Origin of the sequence: Rhodococcus sp. BUPNP1 (assembly GCF_002215235.1) — a bacterium.
GTDB lineage: Bacteria > Actinomycetota > Actinomycetes > Mycobacteriales > Mycobacteriaceae > Rhodococcus.
The window spans coordinates 207,065-225,914 of the sequence record NZ_NERM01000003.1 but is presented as its reverse complement, the minus strand read 5'-3'; the positions used below and the strand labels follow the sequence as shown (position 1 = coordinate 225,914).

Genomic DNA, 18,850 nt, shown 5'->3' with positions numbered 1-18,850 from the left:
GCCCGGTCAGCGGGTACGGGTGATCAGTCGGACCAACTCCCCCGCCGGGCCGGACAACACCCGCGGTGGTCTCCAGACCGCACGGAGCACGCGCTGCAGGTCGAGTCCGTCCACCGCGACCGCGACCAGGCGACCGGAGTCCAGATACTCCTCCACCGCGAGGGTGCTCAGCACCGCCGGGCCCGTACCCCCGAGCACGCTCGTGCGGACCGCTGCTCCGCTCCCGAGTTCGAGCAGCGGTGCGGCCCGGTCGTACTCCTGCAACGCGAGGTCGAGGGTGCGGCGGGTGCCGGAGCCCTCCTCGCGGACGACCAGTGGTGTCGCCGCGAGTTCGGCCACGGTGAGCGGCCGACGCCGCCGCGCCCAGGGATGCTGCGGCGGGACGACCACGACGAGGCGATCGCGTGCCACCGCGACACTGTGCAGTCCCTCCGGCACCGTCGGTCCTTCGACGAACCCGACGTCGCATCCGCCCTCGGCGACGACGTCGCACACCCGCATCGAGTTGTGGACCTGCAACTGGATCTGGACGTCGTCGCGGAGAGTGCGGAAGGCGCCGAGCCACCGCGGGATGAGGTGTTCGGCGACCGTCATCGACGCCGCGACCACCAGTTCGGGTTGCTGCTCGACGCGCAGTGCGGCGGCGGCGTCGAGGAGGCGTTCCGCGTCGGCCAGGACCTCCCGAGCCCAGTGCGCGACCACTGTGCCCTCCGGGGTGAGCACCGAACCCGTCCGGCCACGCCGCACGAGGACCGCGCCGAGTTGCCGTTCGAGCCGGCGCAGCATGCGGGTCGCGTTGGGCTGGGCGAGACCGGCCGCGCGGGCCGCGGCGCCGAGCCCGCCCCGGTCGTCGACCCCGACGAGCAGTTCCAGAGCGACGAGATCCGGCCAGCTGGTCATGCACGAACGATATGCCGGACCCTCTGCACATATCCATTCGATATGAGCTCATGTCCGATCGACGGCTGGTGCGGACACCGCTGCAACGGAAGAGTCGAGGCATGCTCACCGTCCACGCGCCCGTGTCCCGGCCCACCGTCGTCCCGGGTCTCCTGGTGGCCGCGGCGGGCGCGGTCGTCGCACTGGGAGCGGCGCACCTGATCCCCGGGGCGAGCCCGTTGCTCGTCGCGATCGTCCTGGGTGTGGTCGTGGCGAACGTCGGTCTGCCCGCACCGGTGGTCGAGGTTCTGGAGCCGGGTCTGGGTACGGCATCGAAGCGGTTGCTCCGAGTGGGCGTCGCGCTGCTCGGCGTGCAGCTCGCGGTCTCCGATCTCGTCGACCTCGGGTGGGGCACAGCGATCGTCGCGGCGACCGTCGTCGTCGCGGGCATCGGCGGCTCGCTCGCCTTCGGCCGGTGGCTCGGGGTGGGCTGGACCCAGCGCCTGCTCATCGCGTGCGGCTTCTCGATCTGTGGAGCCGCGGCCGCGGCGGCGGTCGACGGTGTGATCGATTCGCGCAAACGCGAACTCGTCACCACCGTCGCATTGGTGGTCGTCTTCGGCACCGCGATGATCCCGCTCGTTCCGCTCGCCGCCGGGATGCTCGGGCTGACCCCCGGGACCGCCGGTCTGTGGGCGGGTGCGGCGATCCACGAGGTCGCCCAGGTCGTCGCGACCGGCACCGCTCTCGAGGCCGCCGCCGGTGGGGTGCTCGCCGCGGCCGTGACGGTCAAGCTCGCGCGGGTGGCACTGCTGGCTCCGGTCGTGGCGATCGTCGGGGTCGTCGCCCGGCGGCGCGGTGAGGGCCGCCGCGACGAGCGCACTCCCCCGATCGTGCCGGTCTTCCTGCTGGGCTTCCTCGCGTGTGTCGCGCTGCGCTCGACCGGACTGCTCGATCCGATCGTGGTGGAGGCTGCGGGCACGGTGCAGAGGGCACTGCTGACGGTCGCGATGTTCGCCCTGGGCGCGGGGGTGCGCCGGGAGGTGCTTCGCGGGGTCGGATGGCGCCCGATCGCACTCGCGGCAGCGGCGACTGTTTGGGTCGCCGCGATAGCGCTGATCGGTGTGTCGTCGATCAGCGGGCAGTGAGGATCAGCGAGCGGTGACGATCAGTGGTCCGTGACAATCAGTGGGCCGTGACGATCAGTACGGCCGACGAGATCGCGAGCACCACGACCGTGGCGGTGACCGCGACGTTCCGCCACCAGAAATAGGGCGCGCGCCCCGCCACCAATCCGCGCACACGCGCGCGGTGACCGATCCGGGAGGCGAGCAGCACCGCGAGCACGGGCACGAGGCAGACCAGGCCGATCGTCGCGACCACCGCACCCGGGCCGGGCACGAACCGCATGAATCCGAGCACCACCGCCCCGAGCACCGACGCGGTGCGCAGCCACGCCAGACTGGTCCGTTCGGGCTGCAGACCGGCGTCGCCGTGCCGCAGATCGTCCGGGCTCACGATGCCGCTCGTCTCACCAGGCGATCGCGACGGCGAGCACGACCCCGGAGACCCCGAGGGCGACGGCGAGCAGGTAGGCCACCCACGGCACCGGGAGTGCACGTCCGGTGCGCATCGCGTGCTCGACGCGGTGCCAGCGGATCAGCGCGAACACGGTGAGCACGGCGGCGAATCCGAGCAGCGCACACGCCAGCACCGTGCGGAGCCCCTCCGACACGATGCCGCCCGCGAAGGTCTCCAGCGCGACCGCCGCGGCGATGACGCCGAGCGCGGTCCGCACCCAGGCGAGGAAGGTGCGCTCGTTGGCCAGCGTGAAACGAGGGTCCGGGTCCGTACCGTCACGCAGCGCCTTCGGGCGCCAGCCTCCGCTGGTCTCCACGGAGCGGACTCTATCCCCGGACCGATCAGCCCACGACGAGATCGGACCCGCGCGCCGCCACCGGACGGGTCTTCAGCGGCCGCTTCGCCGGTCCTTCGACCGGGGCGCCGTCGAGGTCGTACCGGCTGCCGTGGCACGGGCAGATGATGCGGTCGCCCTCGACCCCGCTGAGATTGCAGCCCTGATGGGTACAGATCGCGATGAACGCGCGGAAGTCGCCCTCCGCGGGCTGGGTGACGACGAGCCTCTTCGATTCGAGCATGACGCCCCCGCCGACCGGCACGTCCGCGACGGCGGCGACGACCTCCGCGTCGGGTCCGGGAGGCGCGGTCGTGGTCGGTGCGGGTACCGCCGATCGTGCCTCGCCGGTGTCGCCGGACGATCCGCAGGCCGTGAGGGCCGCGCCGGCCGCCACCACACCGGCGCCGCCGATGAGGGTGCGGCGCGTGAGCGCCGTGCGGTCGAGGTTGTCGCTGCTCATGCACATGTCCGTTCGGGTCGGGATTCGGTTCTCCCGAGCCTATCGACGAACGCCCGGGTGGGCCGCGACCTGCGTCACCCGCGACTGCGTCAGCGACGCAGCGAAGCGAGCAGCGGAAGACGGCGTCGGCGACGACCGAGTTCGACGAGGGTCCCGCGATCGGTGATCTTGACGCGGGGCCGGCCCTGGGCCCGTCCGGCCTGCCGCTCGGCGGCGTCGATGGTCTTCCAGCCGTCCAGGTCCACCCGATCGGGCCTGCGCTGTCCGAGCAACCGGTTCAGCGCGCGACGGTCGCCGCGGGGATCGGCGAGCGCACCGGAGTCGAAATCGGCCAGCAGCGCCGCGACGGTCTCCTTCGCGCACCCCTTGTTGGTGCCGATGACGCCGCTCGGCCCGCGCTTGGCCCAGCCGGTCACGTAGACGCCGGTGTCGACGCGACCGCCGGTGTTGGGAACGACGCCGCGGAGGTCGTCGAAGGGCACACCCGGCACGGGAACGCCGCGATAGCCGATCGACCGGAGCACGAGCGTGGCGGGCAGGTCCTCGAACCGGCCGGTGGGTCGGGCGGTGAGGCGGCCGCCGTCGTCGACGAGTTCGGTGCGTTCGACCCGCACGCCGGTCACGTGGTCGTCGCCGAGCAGTTCGCTCGGGGCGGCGAGATACCGGAAGACGATGCGACGGTGACCGGGACGGACGGGCCGTCCGGCGTACTCACGGGCGAGACGGACCCGCAGCGCGGTCGCCGCGTCGTCCTCCACGGCCCGAGAGCTCACCGGATCGAGTTCGAGGTCGGCGTCGTCGACGACGACGTCCACCCCGGTGAGGTCGCCGAGGGCGAGGAACTCCGGATTGCTGTAGGCGGCCTGGGCGGGGCCGCGCCGGCCGAGCAGGACGACCTCGCGGATGTTGCTCTCCCGCAGCGCCTTCAGGGCTTGGTCGGCGATGTCGGTGCGCGCCAGTTCGTCGACGTCCATGGTGAGGATCCGCGCGACGTCGAGGGCGACGTTGCCGTTGCCGACGATGACGGCGCGTTCGCCGGACAGGTCGAAGGTGCGGTCGGCGTAGTCGGGGTGGCCGTTGTACCAGGCGACGAACTCGGTGGCGGCGTGGCTGCCGGGCAGGTCCTCGCCCGCGATCCCGAGTCGGCGGTCGGACGACGCACCGGTCGCGTAGATCACGGCGTGGTGGTGTTCGAGCAGTTCGGCGTGGGTGATGTCGCGACCGACCTCGGTGGCGAGATGCAGGGCGAACTCCTCGCGCCGGAACGACCATTCGAACGATTCCGTGACCGCCTTCGTCCCCGGATGGTCGGGGGCGACACCGGCGCGCACGAGGCCGAAGGGAGTCGGGAGCCGATCGAACATCTCGACCTCGACGTCGGAGCGTTCGAGGAGTTCCTGGGCGGCGTAGCAGGCCGCGGGGCCGGCTCCGACGATCGCGACCCGCAGCGTTCCGCGATCACGCGGAGGCGCCGGGGTGGGCACGAGGGGCTGCCACCCCTCCGGCGCCGGGTGGTCCGCGTACCAGGCCGCGTTGATCTCGGCGAACCGCTTCTGGGAGGGGTCGAGCTTGTCGTCGGGCAGGATCGCCTCGACCGGGCACGCATCGGCGCAGGCGCCGCAGTCGATGCAGGTCTTCGGATCGATGTGCAACATCTCGGCGGTGGCGAATTCGGGCTCGTCCGGCGAGGGGTGGATGCAGTTCACAGGGCAGACCGCGACGCAGCTCGCATCGTTGCAGCAGGTCTGGGTGATCACATAGGCCATGGGAAGGGTCCTCGGCAGCCGGGCGGAGCGTCCGCGAATTTCATGTAACGATCCGTAACAGTTAACTCGACTGTAGCGGCAGTCACCGCGGGTTCGCAAGAGAACCTGCGACCACCCACCGAAGCTGCGAGAATCGCACGATCGGACATCCGACCCGGGGGGACACATGGCCACGTCGACGTCGAGCACCGATCTGCCTCGGACGCGACCGCTGACGGAACTGCCCGAGGAGGCGGATCCCTTCTCCACCGAGCGCACCGTCCGCACCGGCGACGTCGACACCGGGAAGCGACTGCGACTCGACGGCATCGCCCGCTATCTCCAGGACATCGGCACCGACAACCTCGCCGCCGTCGGCGCGTCCGAGACCGACCCGCTCTGGATCGTCCGGCGCACGATCGTCGACGTGCACCGCCCCGCCGAGTACGGCCGCACGCTCCGGTTGCGGCGCTGGTGCGACGCCCTGTCGACACGGTGGGCGAACGTGCGGGTCCGCCTCGACGACCCCGACGACGCCCCGGACGGTCCGCTGATCGAAACCGCGGCGTTCTGGATCGACATCGGCCCCACCACCGGCGCTCCCACCCGCATCAGCGACGGCCTGTTCGAGCACATGGCCCGCTACGCGCACGACACACGCCTGAAGTGGACGGCGTGGCTGCCCGGTCGCGCACCCGACGAGGTCGACGACGAACGCGTCTTCCCCCTGCGCGCCACCGACCTCGACCCCTTCGGGCACGTGAACAACGCCGTCTACTGGCACGGTGTCGAAGAGCTTCTGCCCCTCCGGCCGGACGTCCCGGACGCGCCGTACCGAGCGGTGATCGAGCACCTGCGCCCCGTCGCCGCCGGCGAGACCCTCACCTTGCGGACGACCCTGCGGGAGGACGGACTGACGGTCTGGTTCACGGTCGAGGATCACACTCGCGCGGTCGCGTGGATCGGCCGGAATCCGGACGCTCTACGGTGGACCCCATGACCCGTACCCTGATCTTGCTGCGCCACGGCAAGTCCGCGTACCCGGACGACGTGGACGATCACGAGCGTCCCCTCTCCCCCCGCGGACGCCGCGAGGCCGGTCTCGCCGGTCGCTGGATCCGGGCGAACCTGCCCGAGGTGGACGCCGTTCTGTGCTCCACCGCGACCCGGACACGCAAGACACTCGCCGAGGCGGCCGTGGAGGCTCCCGTCGAGTACCGCGACAGCCTGTACCACGCCGATCCGGAATCCCTGGTCGCCGAGATCCGGGGAACCGCCGACGACGTGCAGACCCTGCTGGTCATCGGGCACGAGCCGACCCTCTCCGCGACCGTCCTCGGACTCATCACGGACCACAGCACCGACGCCGCCCATCAGGTGGCCGAGAAGTTCCCCACCTCCGCGATCGCAGTCCTCACGGTGAGCGGATCGTGGTCCGAGCTGTCGCGGGGCACGGCCGAACTCGTGGACTTCCACATCCCGCGCTGACCCACACCCCGCGCGGAACCGCTGCGAGACGCTCGCGGCGAAGCAACGACGGCGATCACCGTCGAGAACAAATGACGAAGGCCCCGCCCCCGAAGAGAAGAGGGCGGGACCTTCGTCGTCTACTACGGCAGCGAACTACCGGTAGTCGTTGGAGTAACCGTAGTCGTCCAGCGGCACTGCAGCGCCGGTGTTCTGGCCGAAGCCGTCCGGCGAGTAGTACTGGTCGTCGTACGCCGGGATGGCGTACGCGGCCGCGCGGGCCTCCTCGGTCGGCTGGACCTCGATGTTCCGGTACTTGTTGATACCGGTACCGGCGGGGATCAGCTTGCCGATGATCACGTTCTCCTTGAGACCGATCAGCTTGTCCGAGCGGCAGTTGATCGCCGCGTCGGTGAGCACGCGAGTGGTCTCCTGGAAGGACGCCGCCGACAGCCACGAATCGGTGGCCAGCGACGCCTTCGTGATGCCCATGAGGACCGGACGGCCGGCAGCCGGCTCGCCACCCTCCTGGACCACACGACGGTTCGCAGCCTCGAACTCGCTGCGCTCGACGAGCGAACCGGGCAGGAACTCCGTCGAGCCCGAGTCGATGATCGTCACGCGACGCAGCATCTGGCGCACGATGACCTCGATGTGCTTGTCGTGGATCGACACGCCCTGGCTCCGGTAGACCTCCTGGACCTCGTGGACCAGGTGGACCTGAACCTGACGCGGGCCCATCACGCGCAGCACCTCGTGCGGATCGGCAGAGCCCTCGAGGAGCTGCTGACCGACCTCCACGTGGTCGCCGTCCGCGAGCACGCCCTCGGTGCCGTCGGCCTTGCGGATGACGTGCAGACGCTGACGCTTGGACAGCTTGTCGTACACGACCTCCTCACCACCGTCGTCGGGGATGATCGTGATCTTGTAGAAGCGATCGTCGTCCTCGAGGCGGATGCGGCCGGAGACATCGGCGATCGGGGCCTTGCCCTTGGGGACGCGGGCCTCGAACAGCTCCTGGACGCGGGGCAGACCACCGGTGATGTCCTCACCGACGCCACCCTGGTGGAAGGTACGCATCGTCAGCTGCGTACCGGGCTCACCGATCGACTGGGCGGCGACGATACCGACGGCCTCGCCGATGTCGACGAGCTTGCCCGTCGCCATCGAACGGCCGTAGCAGGTCGCGCAGACGCCGGTGCCGGTGTCGCAGGTCAGGACCGAGCGGACCTTGACCTTCTGGATGCCGGCCTCGAGCAGCGCCTCGATCGCCGGGTCGCCGAGGTCGGAACCACGCTCGACGACGACGTTGCCGTTCGCGTCGACCGCGTCCGTCGCCAGCGTACGGGCGTAGGTGCTGGTCTCGATGTGAGCGTCGCGCACGAGCTCACCGGTCGGCTGACCCGTCGCGTCGCGTGCGAGCTCGGCGATGGTCATCTCGATGCCGCGCGGCGTGCCGCAGTCGACCTCGCGGACGATGACGTCCTGCGAGACGTCGACCAGACGACGGGTCAGGTAACCCGAGTCGGCGGTACGGAGAGCGGTGTCGGCCAGACCCTTACGCGCGCCGTGCGTGTTGATGAAGTACTCGGCGACGGTCAGGCCCTCACGGAAGGAGGACTTGATCGGGCGCGGGATGAACTCGCCCTTCGGGTTCGTCACCAGACCCTTCATGCCCGCCAGCGAGCGGATCTGGGTCATGTTGCCCGCAGCACCGGACTTGACGATCGTGGGGATCGGGTTGTCGTCCGGGTAGTGCGCCTCCATGACCTGACCGACCTCTTCGGTCGCTTCCTGCCACAGCTTGACGAGCGAATCGCGACGCTCGTCCTCCGAGAGCTTGCCTCGGTCGTACTGCCGCTGGATGGCGTCGGCCTGCGTCTCGTACCGCTCGAGGATGTCCTTCTTCTCCGGCGGAACGAGCACGTCCGCCATCGAGATGGTGACACCCGAACGCGTGGCCCAGTAGAAGCCGGCGTCCTTGAGCTTGTCGACGGTCTGCGCGACGACGATCATCGGGTACCGCTCGGCCAGATCGTTGATGATCGCGGCCTGGCGCTTCTTCGGCATGATGTCGTTGACGAACGCGTAGTTCGTCGGCAGCAGCTCGTTGAACAGCACGCGACCGAGGGTCGTGTGCGTGGTCCACGCCTGACCGTACTTCCAGCCCTCCGGGAACAGCTCGTTCTCGACGTCGCGCGGCGGACGCAGCTGGGTCAGGCGCACCTTGATCGGAGCCTGGACCGACAGCACGCCGCGGTCGACGGCCATCTGGGCCTCGGCCGGCGACGAGTAGACGCCCTGCTCGGGCTCGTCGGCGGTCGCGGCCTTGTAGGCGCCGGGGGCGTCCTCGACCAGACGGGTCAGGTGGAACAGACCCGTGACCATGTCCAGACGCGGCATGGCGAGCGGGCGGCCCGATGCCGGCGACAGGATGTTGTTCGACGACAGCATCAGGATGCGGGCCTCGGCCTGCGCCTCTGCGGACAGCGGGAGGTGCACGGCCATCTGGTCGCCGTCGAAGTCGGCGTTGAAGGCCTCACACACGAGGGGGTGCAGCTGGATGGCCTTGCCCTCGACGAGCTGCGGCTCGAACGCCTGGATACCGAGGCGGTGCAGCGTGGGAGCACGGTTCAGCAGAACCGGGTGCTCGTTGATGACCTCTTCGAGGACGTCCCACACCTGCGGGCGCTGACGCTCGACCATGCGCTTGGCGGACTTGATGTTCTGCGCGTGGTTGAGGTCGACGAGACGCTTCATGACGAACGGCTTGAACAGCTCGAGCGCCATGAGCTTCGGCAGACCGCACTGGTGCAGCTTGAGCTGCGGACCGACGACGATGACCGAACGGCCCGAGTAGTCGACGCGCTTACCGAGCAGGTTCTGACGGAAGCGGCCCTGCTTGCCCTTGAGCAGATCGGACAGCGACTTGAGCGGACGGTTACCGGGACCGGTGACCGGCCGGCCACGACGGCCGTTGTCGAACAGGGCGTCGACCGACTCCTGCAGCATCCGCTTCTCGTTGTTGACGATGATCTCGGGGGCACCGAGGTCGATCAGTCGCTTGAGGCGGTTGTTGCGGTTGATGACGCGGCGGTACAGGTCGTTGAGGTCGGAGGTCGCGAAGCGGCCACCGTCGAGCTGCACCATCGGACGCAGTTCCGGCGGGATCACCGGCACGGCGTCGAGCACCATGCCCATGGGCGAGTTGCCGGACTGCTGGAACGCCGCGACGACCTTCAGGCGCTTGAGAGCACGGAGCTTCTTCTGGCCCTTGCCGCTGCGGATGGTCTCGCGCAGCGACTCGGCCTCGGCGTCGATGTCGAAGTTCTCGATGAGCTTCTGGATCGCCTCGGCACCCATGGCACCGGTGAAGTACTCGCCGTAGCGGTCCTGGAGCTCGCGGTAGATCATCTCGTCGACGATCAGATCCTTCGGCTTCAGCTTCGTGAAGGTCGTCCAGATCTCGTCGAGGCGGTCGAGCTCGCGCTGCGCACGGTCGCGGAGCTGACGCATCTCGCGCTCGCCGCCGTCCTTGACCTTGCGGCGGACGTCGGACTTGGCGCCCTCGGCCTCGAGTTCGGCGAGGTCGGCTTCGAGCTTCTGCGCGCGGGCCTCGAGGTCGGCGTCGCGCTGGTCGGCGACCGACTTCTTCTCGACCTCCATCTCGGCTTCGAGAGTGGAGAGCTCGTTGTGGCGCAGCTCGTCGTCGACGGACGTGATGACGTACGCGGCGAAGTAGATGATCTTCTCGAGATCCTTCGGCGCGAGGTCGAGCAGGTAGCCGAGGCGGCTCGGCACACCCTTGAAGTACCAGATGTGCGTCACCGGAGCGGCGAGCTCGATGTGGCCCATGCGCTCACGGCGGACCTTGGCGCGGGTCACCTCGACGCCGCAGCGCTCGCAGATGATGCCCTTGAAGCGGACACGCTTGTACTTGCCGCAGTAGCACTCCCAGTCCCGGGTGGGACCGAAGATCTTCTCGCAGAACAAGCCGTCCTTCTCGGGCTTGAGCGTGCGGTAGTTGATGGTCTCGGGCTTCTTGACCTCGCCGTACGACCAGTTACGGATGTCCTCGGCGGTGGCCAGGCCGATCCGGAGTTCATCGAAGAAGTTGACGTCGAGCACGTAACTTCCTTTCCCCTGTGCGGGTTGTATTGCTGCTAGTTGTCGCTATCGCTGCCGGGGCCCGATGCGGTACGCGCCCGGTGGTGTCGGGGTGCGTACCGCATCGGCTCGGCTCCTAGTTCGCGAGGTCGTCGACCGTGGCCGACTCGTTGCGGGAAAGGTTGATGCCCAGGTTGGCGGCCGCCCGCTCGAGGTCCTCGTCGTCGCCGTCGGCCATCGCGATGGCCGCGCCGTCGCTGGAGAGGACCTCCACGTTCAGGCACAGCGACTGGAGTTCCTTGAGAAGCACCTTGAACGACTCGGGGATACCCGGCTCGGGGATGTTCTCGCCCTTGACGATCGCCTCGTAGACCTTGACGCGACCGACGACGTCGTCGGACTTGATCGTGAGCAGCTCCTGGAGGGTGTAGGCGGCGCCGTAGGCCTGCATCGCCCAGCACTCCATCTCACCGAAGCGCTGACCACCGAATTGCGCCTTACCACCGAGCGGCTGCTGCGTGATCATCGAGTACGGACCGGTCGAACGCGCGTGGATCTTGTCGTCGACCAGGTGGTGCAGCTTGATGATGTACATGTAGCCGACCGACACCGGGTACGGGAACGGCTCGCCGGAGCGACCGTCGAACAGCGTCGCCTTGCCGTCGGGGCCGACCATGACCTCGCCGTCGCGGTTCGGCAGCGTCGAGGACAGCAGACCCGTCAGCTCCTCCTCGCGGGCACCGTCGAACACCGGCGTGGCGATGTTGGTGTCGGGCTCGGCGGCGAGCATCTCCTCGGAGAGGTTCTGTGCCCACTCGGGACGGCTGCCGTCGTCGGCCACCTGGATCTGCCAGCCGGCCTTGCCGATCCAGCCCAGGTGCGTCTCGAGGACCTGGCCGATGTTCATACGACGCGGAACACCGTGGGTGTTCAGGATGATGTCGACCGGGGTGCCGTCGGGCAGGAACGGCATGTCCTCCTGCGGGAGGATCTTGCCGATGACGCCCTTGTTGCCGTGGCGGCCGGCGAGCTTGTCGCCGTCCTGGATCTTGCGCTTCTGCGCCACGTACACGCGGACGAGCTCGTTGACACCCGGAGGCAGATCGTCGTCGTCCTCGCGCGAGAACACGCGAACACCGATGACCTTGCCGTTCTCACCGTGGGGCACCTTCAGGGAGGTGTCGCGGACCTCGCGCGCCTTCTCACCGAAGATCGCGCGGAGCAGGCGCTCCTCGGGGGTCAGCTCGGTCTCGCCCTTCGGCGTGACCTTGCCGACGAGGATGTCGCCGTCGCGGACCTCGGCACCGATGCGGACGATGCCACGCTCGTCGAGGTCGGCGAGGACCTCGTCGGAGACGTTCGGGATGTCGCGGGTGATCTCCTCGGCACCGAGCTTGGTGTCGCGGGCGTCGATCTCGTGCTCCTCGATGTGGATCGAGGTGAGCACGTCCTCCTCCACGAGGCGCTGCGACAGGATGATCGCGTCCTCGTAGTTGTGGCCCTCCCACGGCATGATCGCCACGAGCAGGTTCTTGCCGAGCGCCATCTCACCGTTCTCGGTGCAGGGGCCGTCGGCGAGGACCTGGCCGGACTCGACGCGCTGTCCCTCGTCCACGATCGGACGCTGGTTCGAGCAGGTGCCCTGGTTCGAACGGTCGAACTTGCGCAGACGGTAGGTCTTGCGGGTTCCGTCGTCGGCCATGACGGTGATGAAGTCGGCGGAGACCTCTTCGATCACGCCGCTCTTCTCGGTGACGATGACGTCGCCGGCGTCGACGGCGGCACGCAGCTCCATGCCGGTACCGACGATCGGCGACTCGCTGCGCACCAGCGGCACGGCCTGACGCTGCATGTTCGCGCCCATGAGGGCACGGTTGGCGTCGTCGTGCTCGAGGAACGGGATCATCGCGGTCGCGACCGACACCATCTGGCGCGGCGAGACGTCCATGTACTCGACCTGGTCGGCGGCGACGTACTCGATCTCCGCGCCCTTCTTACGGACGAGGACACGCTCGTCCGAGAAGCGGTTGTCGGAGCCGATCGGCGAGTTGGCCTGCGCGATGAGGTAGCGGTCCTCCTCGTCGGCCGTGAGGTACTCGACCTCGTCGGTGACGACACCGTCGACGACCTTGCGGTAGGGCGTCTCGATGAAGCCGAACGGGTTGACCCGCGCGTACACCGACAGCGAGCCGATCAGGCCGATGTTCGGGCCTTCCGGGGTCTCGATCGGGCACATGCGGCCGTAGTGCGACGGGTGGACGTCGCGGACCTCGAGGCCGGCGCGCTCACGCGACAGACCGCCGGGGCCCAGCGCCGACAGACGACGCTTGTGCGTCAGGCCCGACAGCGGGTTGTTCTGGTCCATGAACTGCGACAGCTGGGAGGTTCCGAAGAACTCCTTGATCGCAGCCACGACCGGACGGATGTTGATCAGGGTCTGCGGCGTGATCGCCTCGACGTCCTGGGTGGTCATGCGCTCACGGACCACGCGCTCCATGCGGGACAGGCCCACGCGGATCTGGTTCTGGATGAGCTCACCGACCGTGCGCAGACGACGGTTGCCGAAGTGGTCGATGTCGTCGACCTCGACGGGAACCTCGACGCCGCCGGGGACGGTCATCTTGTTCTCGCCCGCGTGCAGACGCACGAGGTACTCGATCGTGGCGACGATGTCTTCCTCGGTGAGGGTGGACGCCTCGATCGGCTGACCCGTGTTCAGGCCGAGCTTCTTGTTGATCTTGTAACGGCCCACGCGCGCCAGGTCGTAGCGCTTGTCCTTGAAGAAGAGGTTCTCCAGCAGGGTCTGCGCGCTCTCCTTGGTCGGCGGCTCGCCCGGACGGAGCTTGCGGTAGATGTCGAGGAGCGCCTCGTCGGTGCCCGCCGTGTTGTCCTTCTCGAGCGTCGACATCATGATCTCGGAGAATCCGAAACGCTCGACGATCTGCTCGGTGGACCAGCCCAGCGCCTTGAGCAGCACGGTGACCGGCTGACGGCGCTTGCGGTCGATACGCACACCGACGGTGTCGCGCTTGTCGACGTCGAACTCGAGCCAGGCACCGCGGCCCGGGATGACCTTGACGCTGTGCAGGTCCTTCTCGGTGCTCTTGTCGACGGTCTTGTCGAAGTACACGCCCGGCGAACGGACGAGCTGGGACACCACGACACGCTCGGTGCCGTTGATGATGAAGGTGCCCTTGTCGGTCATCATCGGGAAGTCACCCATGAAGACCGTCTGGCTCTTGATCTCGCCGGTGTTGTTGTTGATGAACTCGGCAGTGACGAACAGCGGAGCCGCGTACGTCATGTCCTTGTCCTTGCACTCCTCGACGGAGGCCTTGACCTCGTCGAAACGAGGATCGGAGAAGGACAGGGACATCGAACCCGAGAAGTCCTCGATCGGCGAGAGCTCGTCGAGGATCTCCTCCAGGCCACCGACGACGTGACCGTCGCCGCGCTCGGCAGCCTTCGCGCGCCAGCGCTCCGAGCCGATCAACCATTCGAAGGAATCGGTCTGTAGATCGAGGAGCCCGGGAACTTCGAGGGGTTCGCGAATCTTCGCGAACGACACCCTCGTCGGGGCTCCGGGGATTCCGGCTACTGCCTTGGTCTGGCTAGAGACTGCCAAGATGCGTCCTTCCAGCACCTCACGCGGGCCGCTCCAACCGGTGCGACCGCCGCTGTACCTGCTTCTTCATGTGGGGCGTTTTCGCTGGTCGCAACCCGAACGAGAACCCCACCGACACACCGAAACGGTCTCGCCCGAAAGGGCGGATTCCGACTCGACGATCAGAAGGTGAACAGGAGGCAGCCAGCGCAAAGAACTAACCTACACCTAAGTAGGCGAAATGTCCACAGGGGTGCCTCAAAGAAACCTGGCAAACGACCTCGAGCGGCTCACGAGGAAGCCTTCAGTCGAACAGGCGTACCGATAGAGTGACCGCTCGCGTCGCCTGCGTCAAGACTGCGCGTCCGGAACGATCCGCGCGTCGCGGCCGCGGACACCCCCGGTGAGGGGGCGATCCGCAGCCGTCGTCACCGGTCGCGGATCTCCGAGACCAGCCATCGTCCGTCCGACTTCTCCATCCTCACCAGCAGCGGTGCGGCCGCGCTGCCCTGGGCGATCCCGTCGCCGGTGGCGCTGACGTTGATGTAGGCGGCGACCTCGGCGCGGGTGTCGTCGAGCATCGTCGCGCCGATGTGCTCGACCATCACCTCGGTGACCGTGCGGGTGTCGATCGCGGCCTTCTTGGTGACGTCCGCGGTCGAGTCGAACTCCTCGAGCCGCTCCGGGGTCAGCAACTCCCGGATCCGCCCGAAGTCCTCGTCGATGGTGCGGTAGTCGTAGCCGTGCATGGTCTCGATCGCGACCTTCGCGGCCTCGGTGACCTCCCGGGTCTCCGCGGTGTCGACCCACGCGACGTTCGAGACGTCGGCACCGGGACGGAAGGCCGCGACCGCGGCGATCACCGCGAGCACCACCGCCACCGCACCGACGAGAATCACCGGGCGCCACCCACCGGAGGCACGCGACCCGCCGGCCTCACCGGCGGGAGGCTCCGGTGGATCCCCGGGCTCGGTCGCAGTCTCCGCCGGGCTCGCTGCCGGGGACCCGGCCGTGTCGGCGGCCGTCGGCGCGGGCTTCTCGTGCTCGTTCTCCTGCTTGTCGAGCGTCACCTCGGAAGGTCGCGACTGCTCGGCAGGGTTTTCCCCTGTACGGGTCTCCGCCGGTCCGGTACTCCCCTGTTCGGGCGGCGTGATCGTCCGCTCCGTCCGGGACGGGCGTTCGTCCTGCGCCGGGGTCGGGCGTTCGTCCTCTGCAGGGGTCATCCGGGGCGGTCGGGACGTGCCGGCGACCTTCGGCCGACGGCGCGGGGGCCCGCTGGGGCCGGTCTTCCGTCGCTGCGGGGGCACTACACGTTCTCCTTCGTCGACTTGCCGAACATCATGGGCCCGCCTCGCCCTCGGGCGCGGGCGCCCCGGTATCTCCCGGCGCGGGCGCCCCGGTATCTCCCGGCGCGGGCGCCCCGGAATCGTCGGGCGCGGGCTGCGCGCCGGGATCGGGAGCCGGAGCACCGGGGACCGGGCCCGACTCCATCTCGACGGAGGCGAGCGGCTCGATGGTCTCGGCCTTCCACACGTCGCCGTCCTTGCGCAGCGACACGAGCACCGGGACCTTGTTGGTCACGAAGTACTCGGGGGTCTGGGTGCGCACGGCGAGCACGACGAGCGCCTTACCCAGATCGTCGTCGGTGTTGAGTTCGGTGAGCGTTCCGAACAGCACTTCGGCCGACATGCTGGTGCCGGTCTCCGCGACCCGAGCCCGGATGTCCTCCTCGGTCGCCGCGAGATCGTTGCGCAGGGCGTCGCCGGTGATCGACGACCGCATGTTCTCGATCGACAGGTCGACGTCGTTCGCGTCGACACTGTTCAGGTTGACGGCCGCCTGCATGGCTCCCGAGAGTGCGGCGTCGCGCGCCTCGGCGGCCGAACGGTCCACCAGGAGCGCACGCCCCCAGCCGTAGCCGAACCACACCGCCGCCGCGAGGGCGACGACGGCGAGCACCGAGACGACGGCGAGGGCCGCCCTGCGTGCCCCGCCCGGTCCCCGGCCGTCCGCGGGCGAGTTGCCGTCGGCGGATGGGGGCGGGGTGGGCGGAGCGTCGGAGGAAATTGGTGCACTCACTCCACAAACCTACTAACTGCTCACTTCGGGGTGACTCCGAGCAACGGCGCGAGCTGCGTCGCGATCGGATTCAGGTTGAGCTTGTCGGGGTCCTTCTTCGGCTTGAAATCCCAGGGCTGGATCGTGTTCGGATCGGCGAAGACGATGCGGTTCGCGCTGCGCACGCCGGTGACACTGCCCTGCGGCACCTCGCACGAGGCGTTCGTGTTGAACGGGAAGTCCTGCTGGGTCTCGTCGAAGTTCGGATCCTGCGCGCGCATCTGCGCGAGGATCTCCTGCGTCCCCTCGTACCCGATGGTGCACGAAGGCGGATTGTTGGTCTCGAGCACGATGCCCTGACGCACCGCACCGTCGCCCGGAGCGACCGTACTCGCACTGCCCGCGACGGCGGGAAGGAAGGCCAGCAGCGGCTGCAGGGCGATCGACTGCGGCGCGGCCACTTCCGCCACCGCCGCGAGGTTCGCGAGGTCGGTGGTCAGGCCCGGGCCGGAGCCCTCGATCAGCTGCGAGAGCTGGTCGCTCGCGTCGGTGCCGGTGTCGATCAGGCGCCGCAGATCGGGATCGCTGTCGCGGAGCTGTGCGGTCACCAGGTCCAGATCCGAGCTGAACTGCTGGATCGCCGACGACTGGTCGGACTGCGTGTCGAGCACCGTGAGGCTGTCGCGGATCAGCGTGACGGTCTGCGGCAGGTACTCGGCGCCCTTCTCGCTGAGACCGGCGAGCGCGTCGACGAGCACCTGCAGGTCGTCGCCGCGGCCGTCGAAGGCCGCGCCGAGCTCGGTGACGACGGTGCGCAGCGGCTCGAGCGGAACCGAGTACACGAGGTCGTTCGTGCTCAGCAGCAGGTCCTCGACCGGCGTGGGCAGATCCTCCTCGGTTCCCTCGATGACGGAGCCCTGTTCGAGATAGGGGCCCTCGTCGTTCGGCGGCTGCAGATCGACGTACTGCTCACCGATCGCCGACCGGTTCGCCACGACCGGTCGCGCCGACGCCGGGATCTGCGGTCCGCCGTTGTCGAGACGCAGCTCGACGTTGATGCCGTCGTCCGTGAGGCTGAGCGCCCCGACACGGCCCACGGGCACCCCGCGGTAGGTGACCTCGGCGTTCGGGAAGATGCCGCCGCCGGTCGGGAACCGCGCGTCGACGGTGTACTGGCCGAAGCCCATGAGGTTGTCGAGCCGCACGTACCGGGCACCGACGAACACGATGCCGAGCAGCGCGATGACCACGAACAGCGCGAGCTGCACTTTCACCAGGCGCGATCTCACTGCCCACCCCCGAGTCCGAGCTGATTCAGCAAACCTTGCAGCGGCCCCGGCTGTGGGGCCTCGTCACCGTCGGCACCGGTGTCGGTGTCCGCGCCGGCCTCGGTGACCCCCGGGATCTCGATGCCGTCGGGCAGCGACACCCCTTCGGGCAGCGTCACACCGGGCAGACGCGGAGTGGGAAGCACCGGCAGCAGCGACACGGTGGGCCAGCCCGGGGCGGGCCCGTTCCCGTCGTAGTACGGGTTGGACGGGTCGACGAGCGGCTTCGGATTGCCGAACTTCGGCTCGCGGTAGACCGGGTCGCCCTGGCCCACACCGAGCGCGGCCAGCGCGTTGCCGATCTGCAGGTCGACGACGAGGAAGAGGTTCACCGAGTTGCCCAGCGCGACCTTCTCGACACCGTCCGGGAACGGCACCGTGGGCACGAAGGCGAGCGCCTCGACGAGGTCGTCGCCCGATGCCGCGAGTGCCTGGAGGGTCGGGCGCAGCGCCAAAAGGTCGGCGATCAGATCCTCCTTGGACTGATCGAGGACGTCGACACCTGCGGTGCCGAGCCGGTCGAGCTGGCCGAGCAGCTGGGTCAGCTGCGGCCGCTGCTGTTCGAGCACCTCGGTCGCGACCGGCAGTTCGTCGAGCACGGCGGCGATCTTGTCGTTCTGCTCCGCGACCCGCACCGTGAGCTCGTCGAGTCCGTCGAGCGCCCGGGTGATGTCGTCGCGTTGCTGTTCGAGACCGGTGATCAGGGTCTCGGCCTGCTCGATCAGGCTGCGCGTGGTTCCCTCGCGGCCGTCGAAGGCCGTCGACAATTCGTTGACGATCGGCGCGAGCTGACCGACACCGCCACCGTTGAGCAGCAGCGACAGCGCGCCGAGCACCGGTTCGAGTTCGGTGGCGTGCCGGGTGCGGTCGAGCGGGATCACGTCGCCGTCCGCGAGCCGGCCCGTCGGGGGCTCGTCCTCCGGAGGCGTGAGTTGCACGAACTTCTCACCGAGCAGACTCGACTGTTCGACGCTCGCGAGCGCGTTCGCCGGCAGGTCGACACTCGAGTCGAGCACGATGCCGACGTCGGCGGTCCACCCGAAATCGGATGCGACCGAGATCGATTCGACGCGCCCGACCGGTACACCGTCGACCTTCACGCTCGACTGCGGAACCAGGTCGAGCACGTCGTCGAACTGGACGGACAGACGGATCGGATCGCTCCCCACGTCGGCGCCGCCGGGCAACGGGACGTCGGACAGACCGCCGCACCCCGTGACCGTCACAGCGACCACGCACGCGGCCGCTCCGAATACACCTGTGCGGCCCATCCTCTTCGCGCCG

At 68.8% G+C, this 18,850-nt stretch carries 14 protein-coding genes; 3 read left to right on the top strand and 11 right to left on the bottom strand.

Annotated features, from left to right (window positions below; genetic code table 11):
* Positions 1 to 6: 6 nt before the first annotated feature.
* Complete coding sequence (locus tag B9C99_RS04650; protein WP_016690882.1) at positions 7 to 900, bottom strand: LysR family transcriptional regulator; 894 nt, start codon at positions 898 to 900, stop codon at positions 7 to 9.
* A gap of 101 nt (positions 901 to 1,001) precedes the next feature.
* Between B9C99_RS04650 and B9C99_RS04645 the strand changes: the two genes are divergently transcribed.
* On the top strand, positions 1,002 to 2,027 hold the full coding sequence (locus B9C99_RS04645) for a putative sulfate exporter family transporter (RefSeq protein ID WP_088897128.1): 1,026 nt from the start codon (positions 1,002 to 1,004) through the stop codon (positions 2,025 to 2,027).
* A gap of 37 nt (positions 2,028 to 2,064) precedes the next feature.
* Here B9C99_RS04645 and B9C99_RS04640 read toward each other — a convergent pair whose 3' ends face one another.
* The 4 genes from B9C99_RS04640 to B9C99_RS04625 all read right to left on the bottom strand — a co-directional run bounded on the left by B9C99_RS04640 (position 2,065) and on the right by B9C99_RS04625 (position 5,023).
* Positions 2,065 to 2,397: a DUF202 domain-containing protein gene (locus tag B9C99_RS04640; protein WP_016690880.1), complete on the bottom strand. Its 333-nt coding sequence runs from the start codon at positions 2,395 to 2,397 to the stop codon at positions 2,065 to 2,067.
* 13 nt (positions 2,398 to 2,410) lie between these two features.
* Complete coding sequence (locus B9C99_RS04635) at positions 2,411 to 2,776, bottom strand: DUF202 domain-containing protein (RefSeq protein WP_016690879.1); 366 nt, start codon at positions 2,774 to 2,776, stop codon at positions 2,411 to 2,413.
* Positions 2,777 to 2,801: 25 nt separating this feature from the next.
* Positions 2,802 to 3,257 carry a Rieske (2Fe-2S) protein gene (locus B9C99_RS04630; RefSeq protein WP_088897127.1) on the bottom strand — a complete coding sequence of 152 codons (456 nt, stop codon included), beginning with the start codon at positions 3,255 to 3,257 and terminating at the stop codon, positions 2,802 to 2,804.
* An 89-nt stretch (positions 3,258 to 3,346) separates the two neighbouring features.
* A complete protein-coding gene (locus B9C99_RS04625) occupies positions 3,347 to 5,023 on the bottom strand; it encodes an FAD-dependent oxidoreductase (RefSeq protein ID WP_088897087.1) in 1,677 nt (558 codons plus the stop codon).
* A gap of 166 nt (positions 5,024 to 5,189) precedes the next feature.
* Here B9C99_RS04625 and B9C99_RS04620 point away from each other — a divergent pair, with 166 nt between their 5' ends.
* Complete coding sequence (locus tag B9C99_RS04620) at positions 5,190 to 6,002, top strand: acyl-ACP thioesterase domain-containing protein (RefSeq protein ID WP_088897086.1); 813 nt, start codon at positions 5,190 to 5,192, stop codon at positions 6,000 to 6,002.
* Complete coding sequence (locus B9C99_RS04615) at positions 5,999 to 6,490, top strand: histidine phosphatase family protein (protein WP_016694772.1); 492 nt, start codon at positions 5,999 to 6,001, stop codon at positions 6,488 to 6,490. Before B9C99_RS04620 ends, B9C99_RS04615 begins: the two co-directional genes overlap by 4 nt.
* Before the next feature lie 135 nt (positions 6,491 to 6,625).
* Here B9C99_RS04615 and B9C99_RS04610 read toward each other — a convergent pair whose 3' ends face one another.
* The 6 genes from B9C99_RS04610 to B9C99_RS04585 form a co-directional block, all read right to left on the bottom strand.
* A complete protein-coding gene (locus B9C99_RS04610; protein ID WP_016694773.1) occupies positions 6,626 to 10,597 on the bottom strand; it encodes a DNA-directed RNA polymerase subunit beta' in 3,972 nt (1,323 codons plus the stop codon).
* A gap of 115 nt (positions 10,598 to 10,712) precedes the next feature.
* Positions 10,713 to 14,219 carry a DNA-directed RNA polymerase subunit beta gene (locus tag B9C99_RS04605; protein WP_026061693.1) on the bottom strand — a complete coding sequence of 1,169 codons (3,507 nt, stop codon included), beginning with the start codon at positions 14,217 to 14,219 and terminating at the stop codon, positions 10,713 to 10,715.
* A 389-nt stretch (positions 14,220 to 14,608) separates the two neighbouring features.
* On the bottom strand, positions 14,609 to 15,403 hold the full coding sequence (locus B9C99_RS04600) for a hypothetical protein (RefSeq protein WP_202399757.1): 795 nt from the start codon (positions 15,401 to 15,403) through the stop codon (positions 14,609 to 14,611).
* Between the two features lie 115 nt (positions 15,404 to 15,518).
* Positions 15,519 to 16,139, bottom strand: a complete 621-nt coding sequence (locus tag B9C99_RS04595) for a hypothetical protein (protein WP_088897085.1) — start codon at positions 16,137 to 16,139, stop codon at positions 15,519 to 15,521.
* A gap of 140 nt (positions 16,140 to 16,279) precedes the next feature.
* Positions 16,280 to 17,527, bottom strand: coding sequence for an MCE family protein (locus tag B9C99_RS04590; protein WP_016694777.1), 1,248 nt, complete (start codon positions 17,525 to 17,527; stop codon positions 16,280 to 16,282).
* Positions 17,524 to 18,837 carry an MCE family protein gene (locus tag B9C99_RS04585; RefSeq protein ID WP_019291235.1) on the bottom strand — a complete coding sequence of 438 codons (1,314 nt, stop codon included), beginning with the start codon at positions 18,835 to 18,837 and terminating at the stop codon, positions 17,524 to 17,526. The genes B9C99_RS04590 and B9C99_RS04585 overlap by 4 nt, the downstream gene beginning before the upstream one ends.
* Between the last annotated feature and the right edge of the window lie 13 nt (positions 18,838 to 18,850).

Excerpts from the sequence above, each read along its gene's own strand:
- B9C99_RS04585 (WP_019291235.1), bottom strand. The coding sequence starts at position 18,837 with ATGGGCCGCACAGGTGTATTCGGAGCGGCCGCGTGCGTGGTCGCTGTG.
- B9C99_RS04620 (WP_088897086.1), top strand. The coding sequence starts at position 5,190 with ATGGCCACGTCGACGTCGAGCACCGATCTGCCTCGGACGCGACCGCTG.
- B9C99_RS04650 (WP_016690882.1), bottom strand. The coding sequence starts at position 900 with ATGACCAGCTGGCCGGATCTCGTCGCTCTGGAACTGCTCGTCGGGGTC.
- B9C99_RS04630 (WP_088897127.1), bottom strand. The coding sequence starts at position 3,257 with ATGAGCAGCGACAACCTCGACCGCACGGCGCTCACGCGCCGCACCCTC.
- B9C99_RS04625 (WP_088897087.1), bottom strand. The coding sequence starts at position 5,023 with ATGGCCTATGTGATCACCCAGACCTGCTGCAACGATGCGAGCTGCGTC.
- B9C99_RS04645 (WP_088897128.1), top strand. The coding sequence starts at position 1,002 with ATGCTCACCGTCCACGCGCCCGTGTCCCGGCCCACCGTCGTCCCGGGT.
- B9C99_RS04600 (WP_202399757.1), bottom strand. The coding sequence starts at position 15,403 with ATGACCCCTGCAGAGGACGAACGCCCGACCCCGGCGCAGGACGAACGC.
- B9C99_RS04615 (WP_016694772.1), top strand. The coding sequence starts at position 5,999 with ATGACCCGTACCCTGATCTTGCTGCGCCACGGCAAGTCCGCGTACCCG.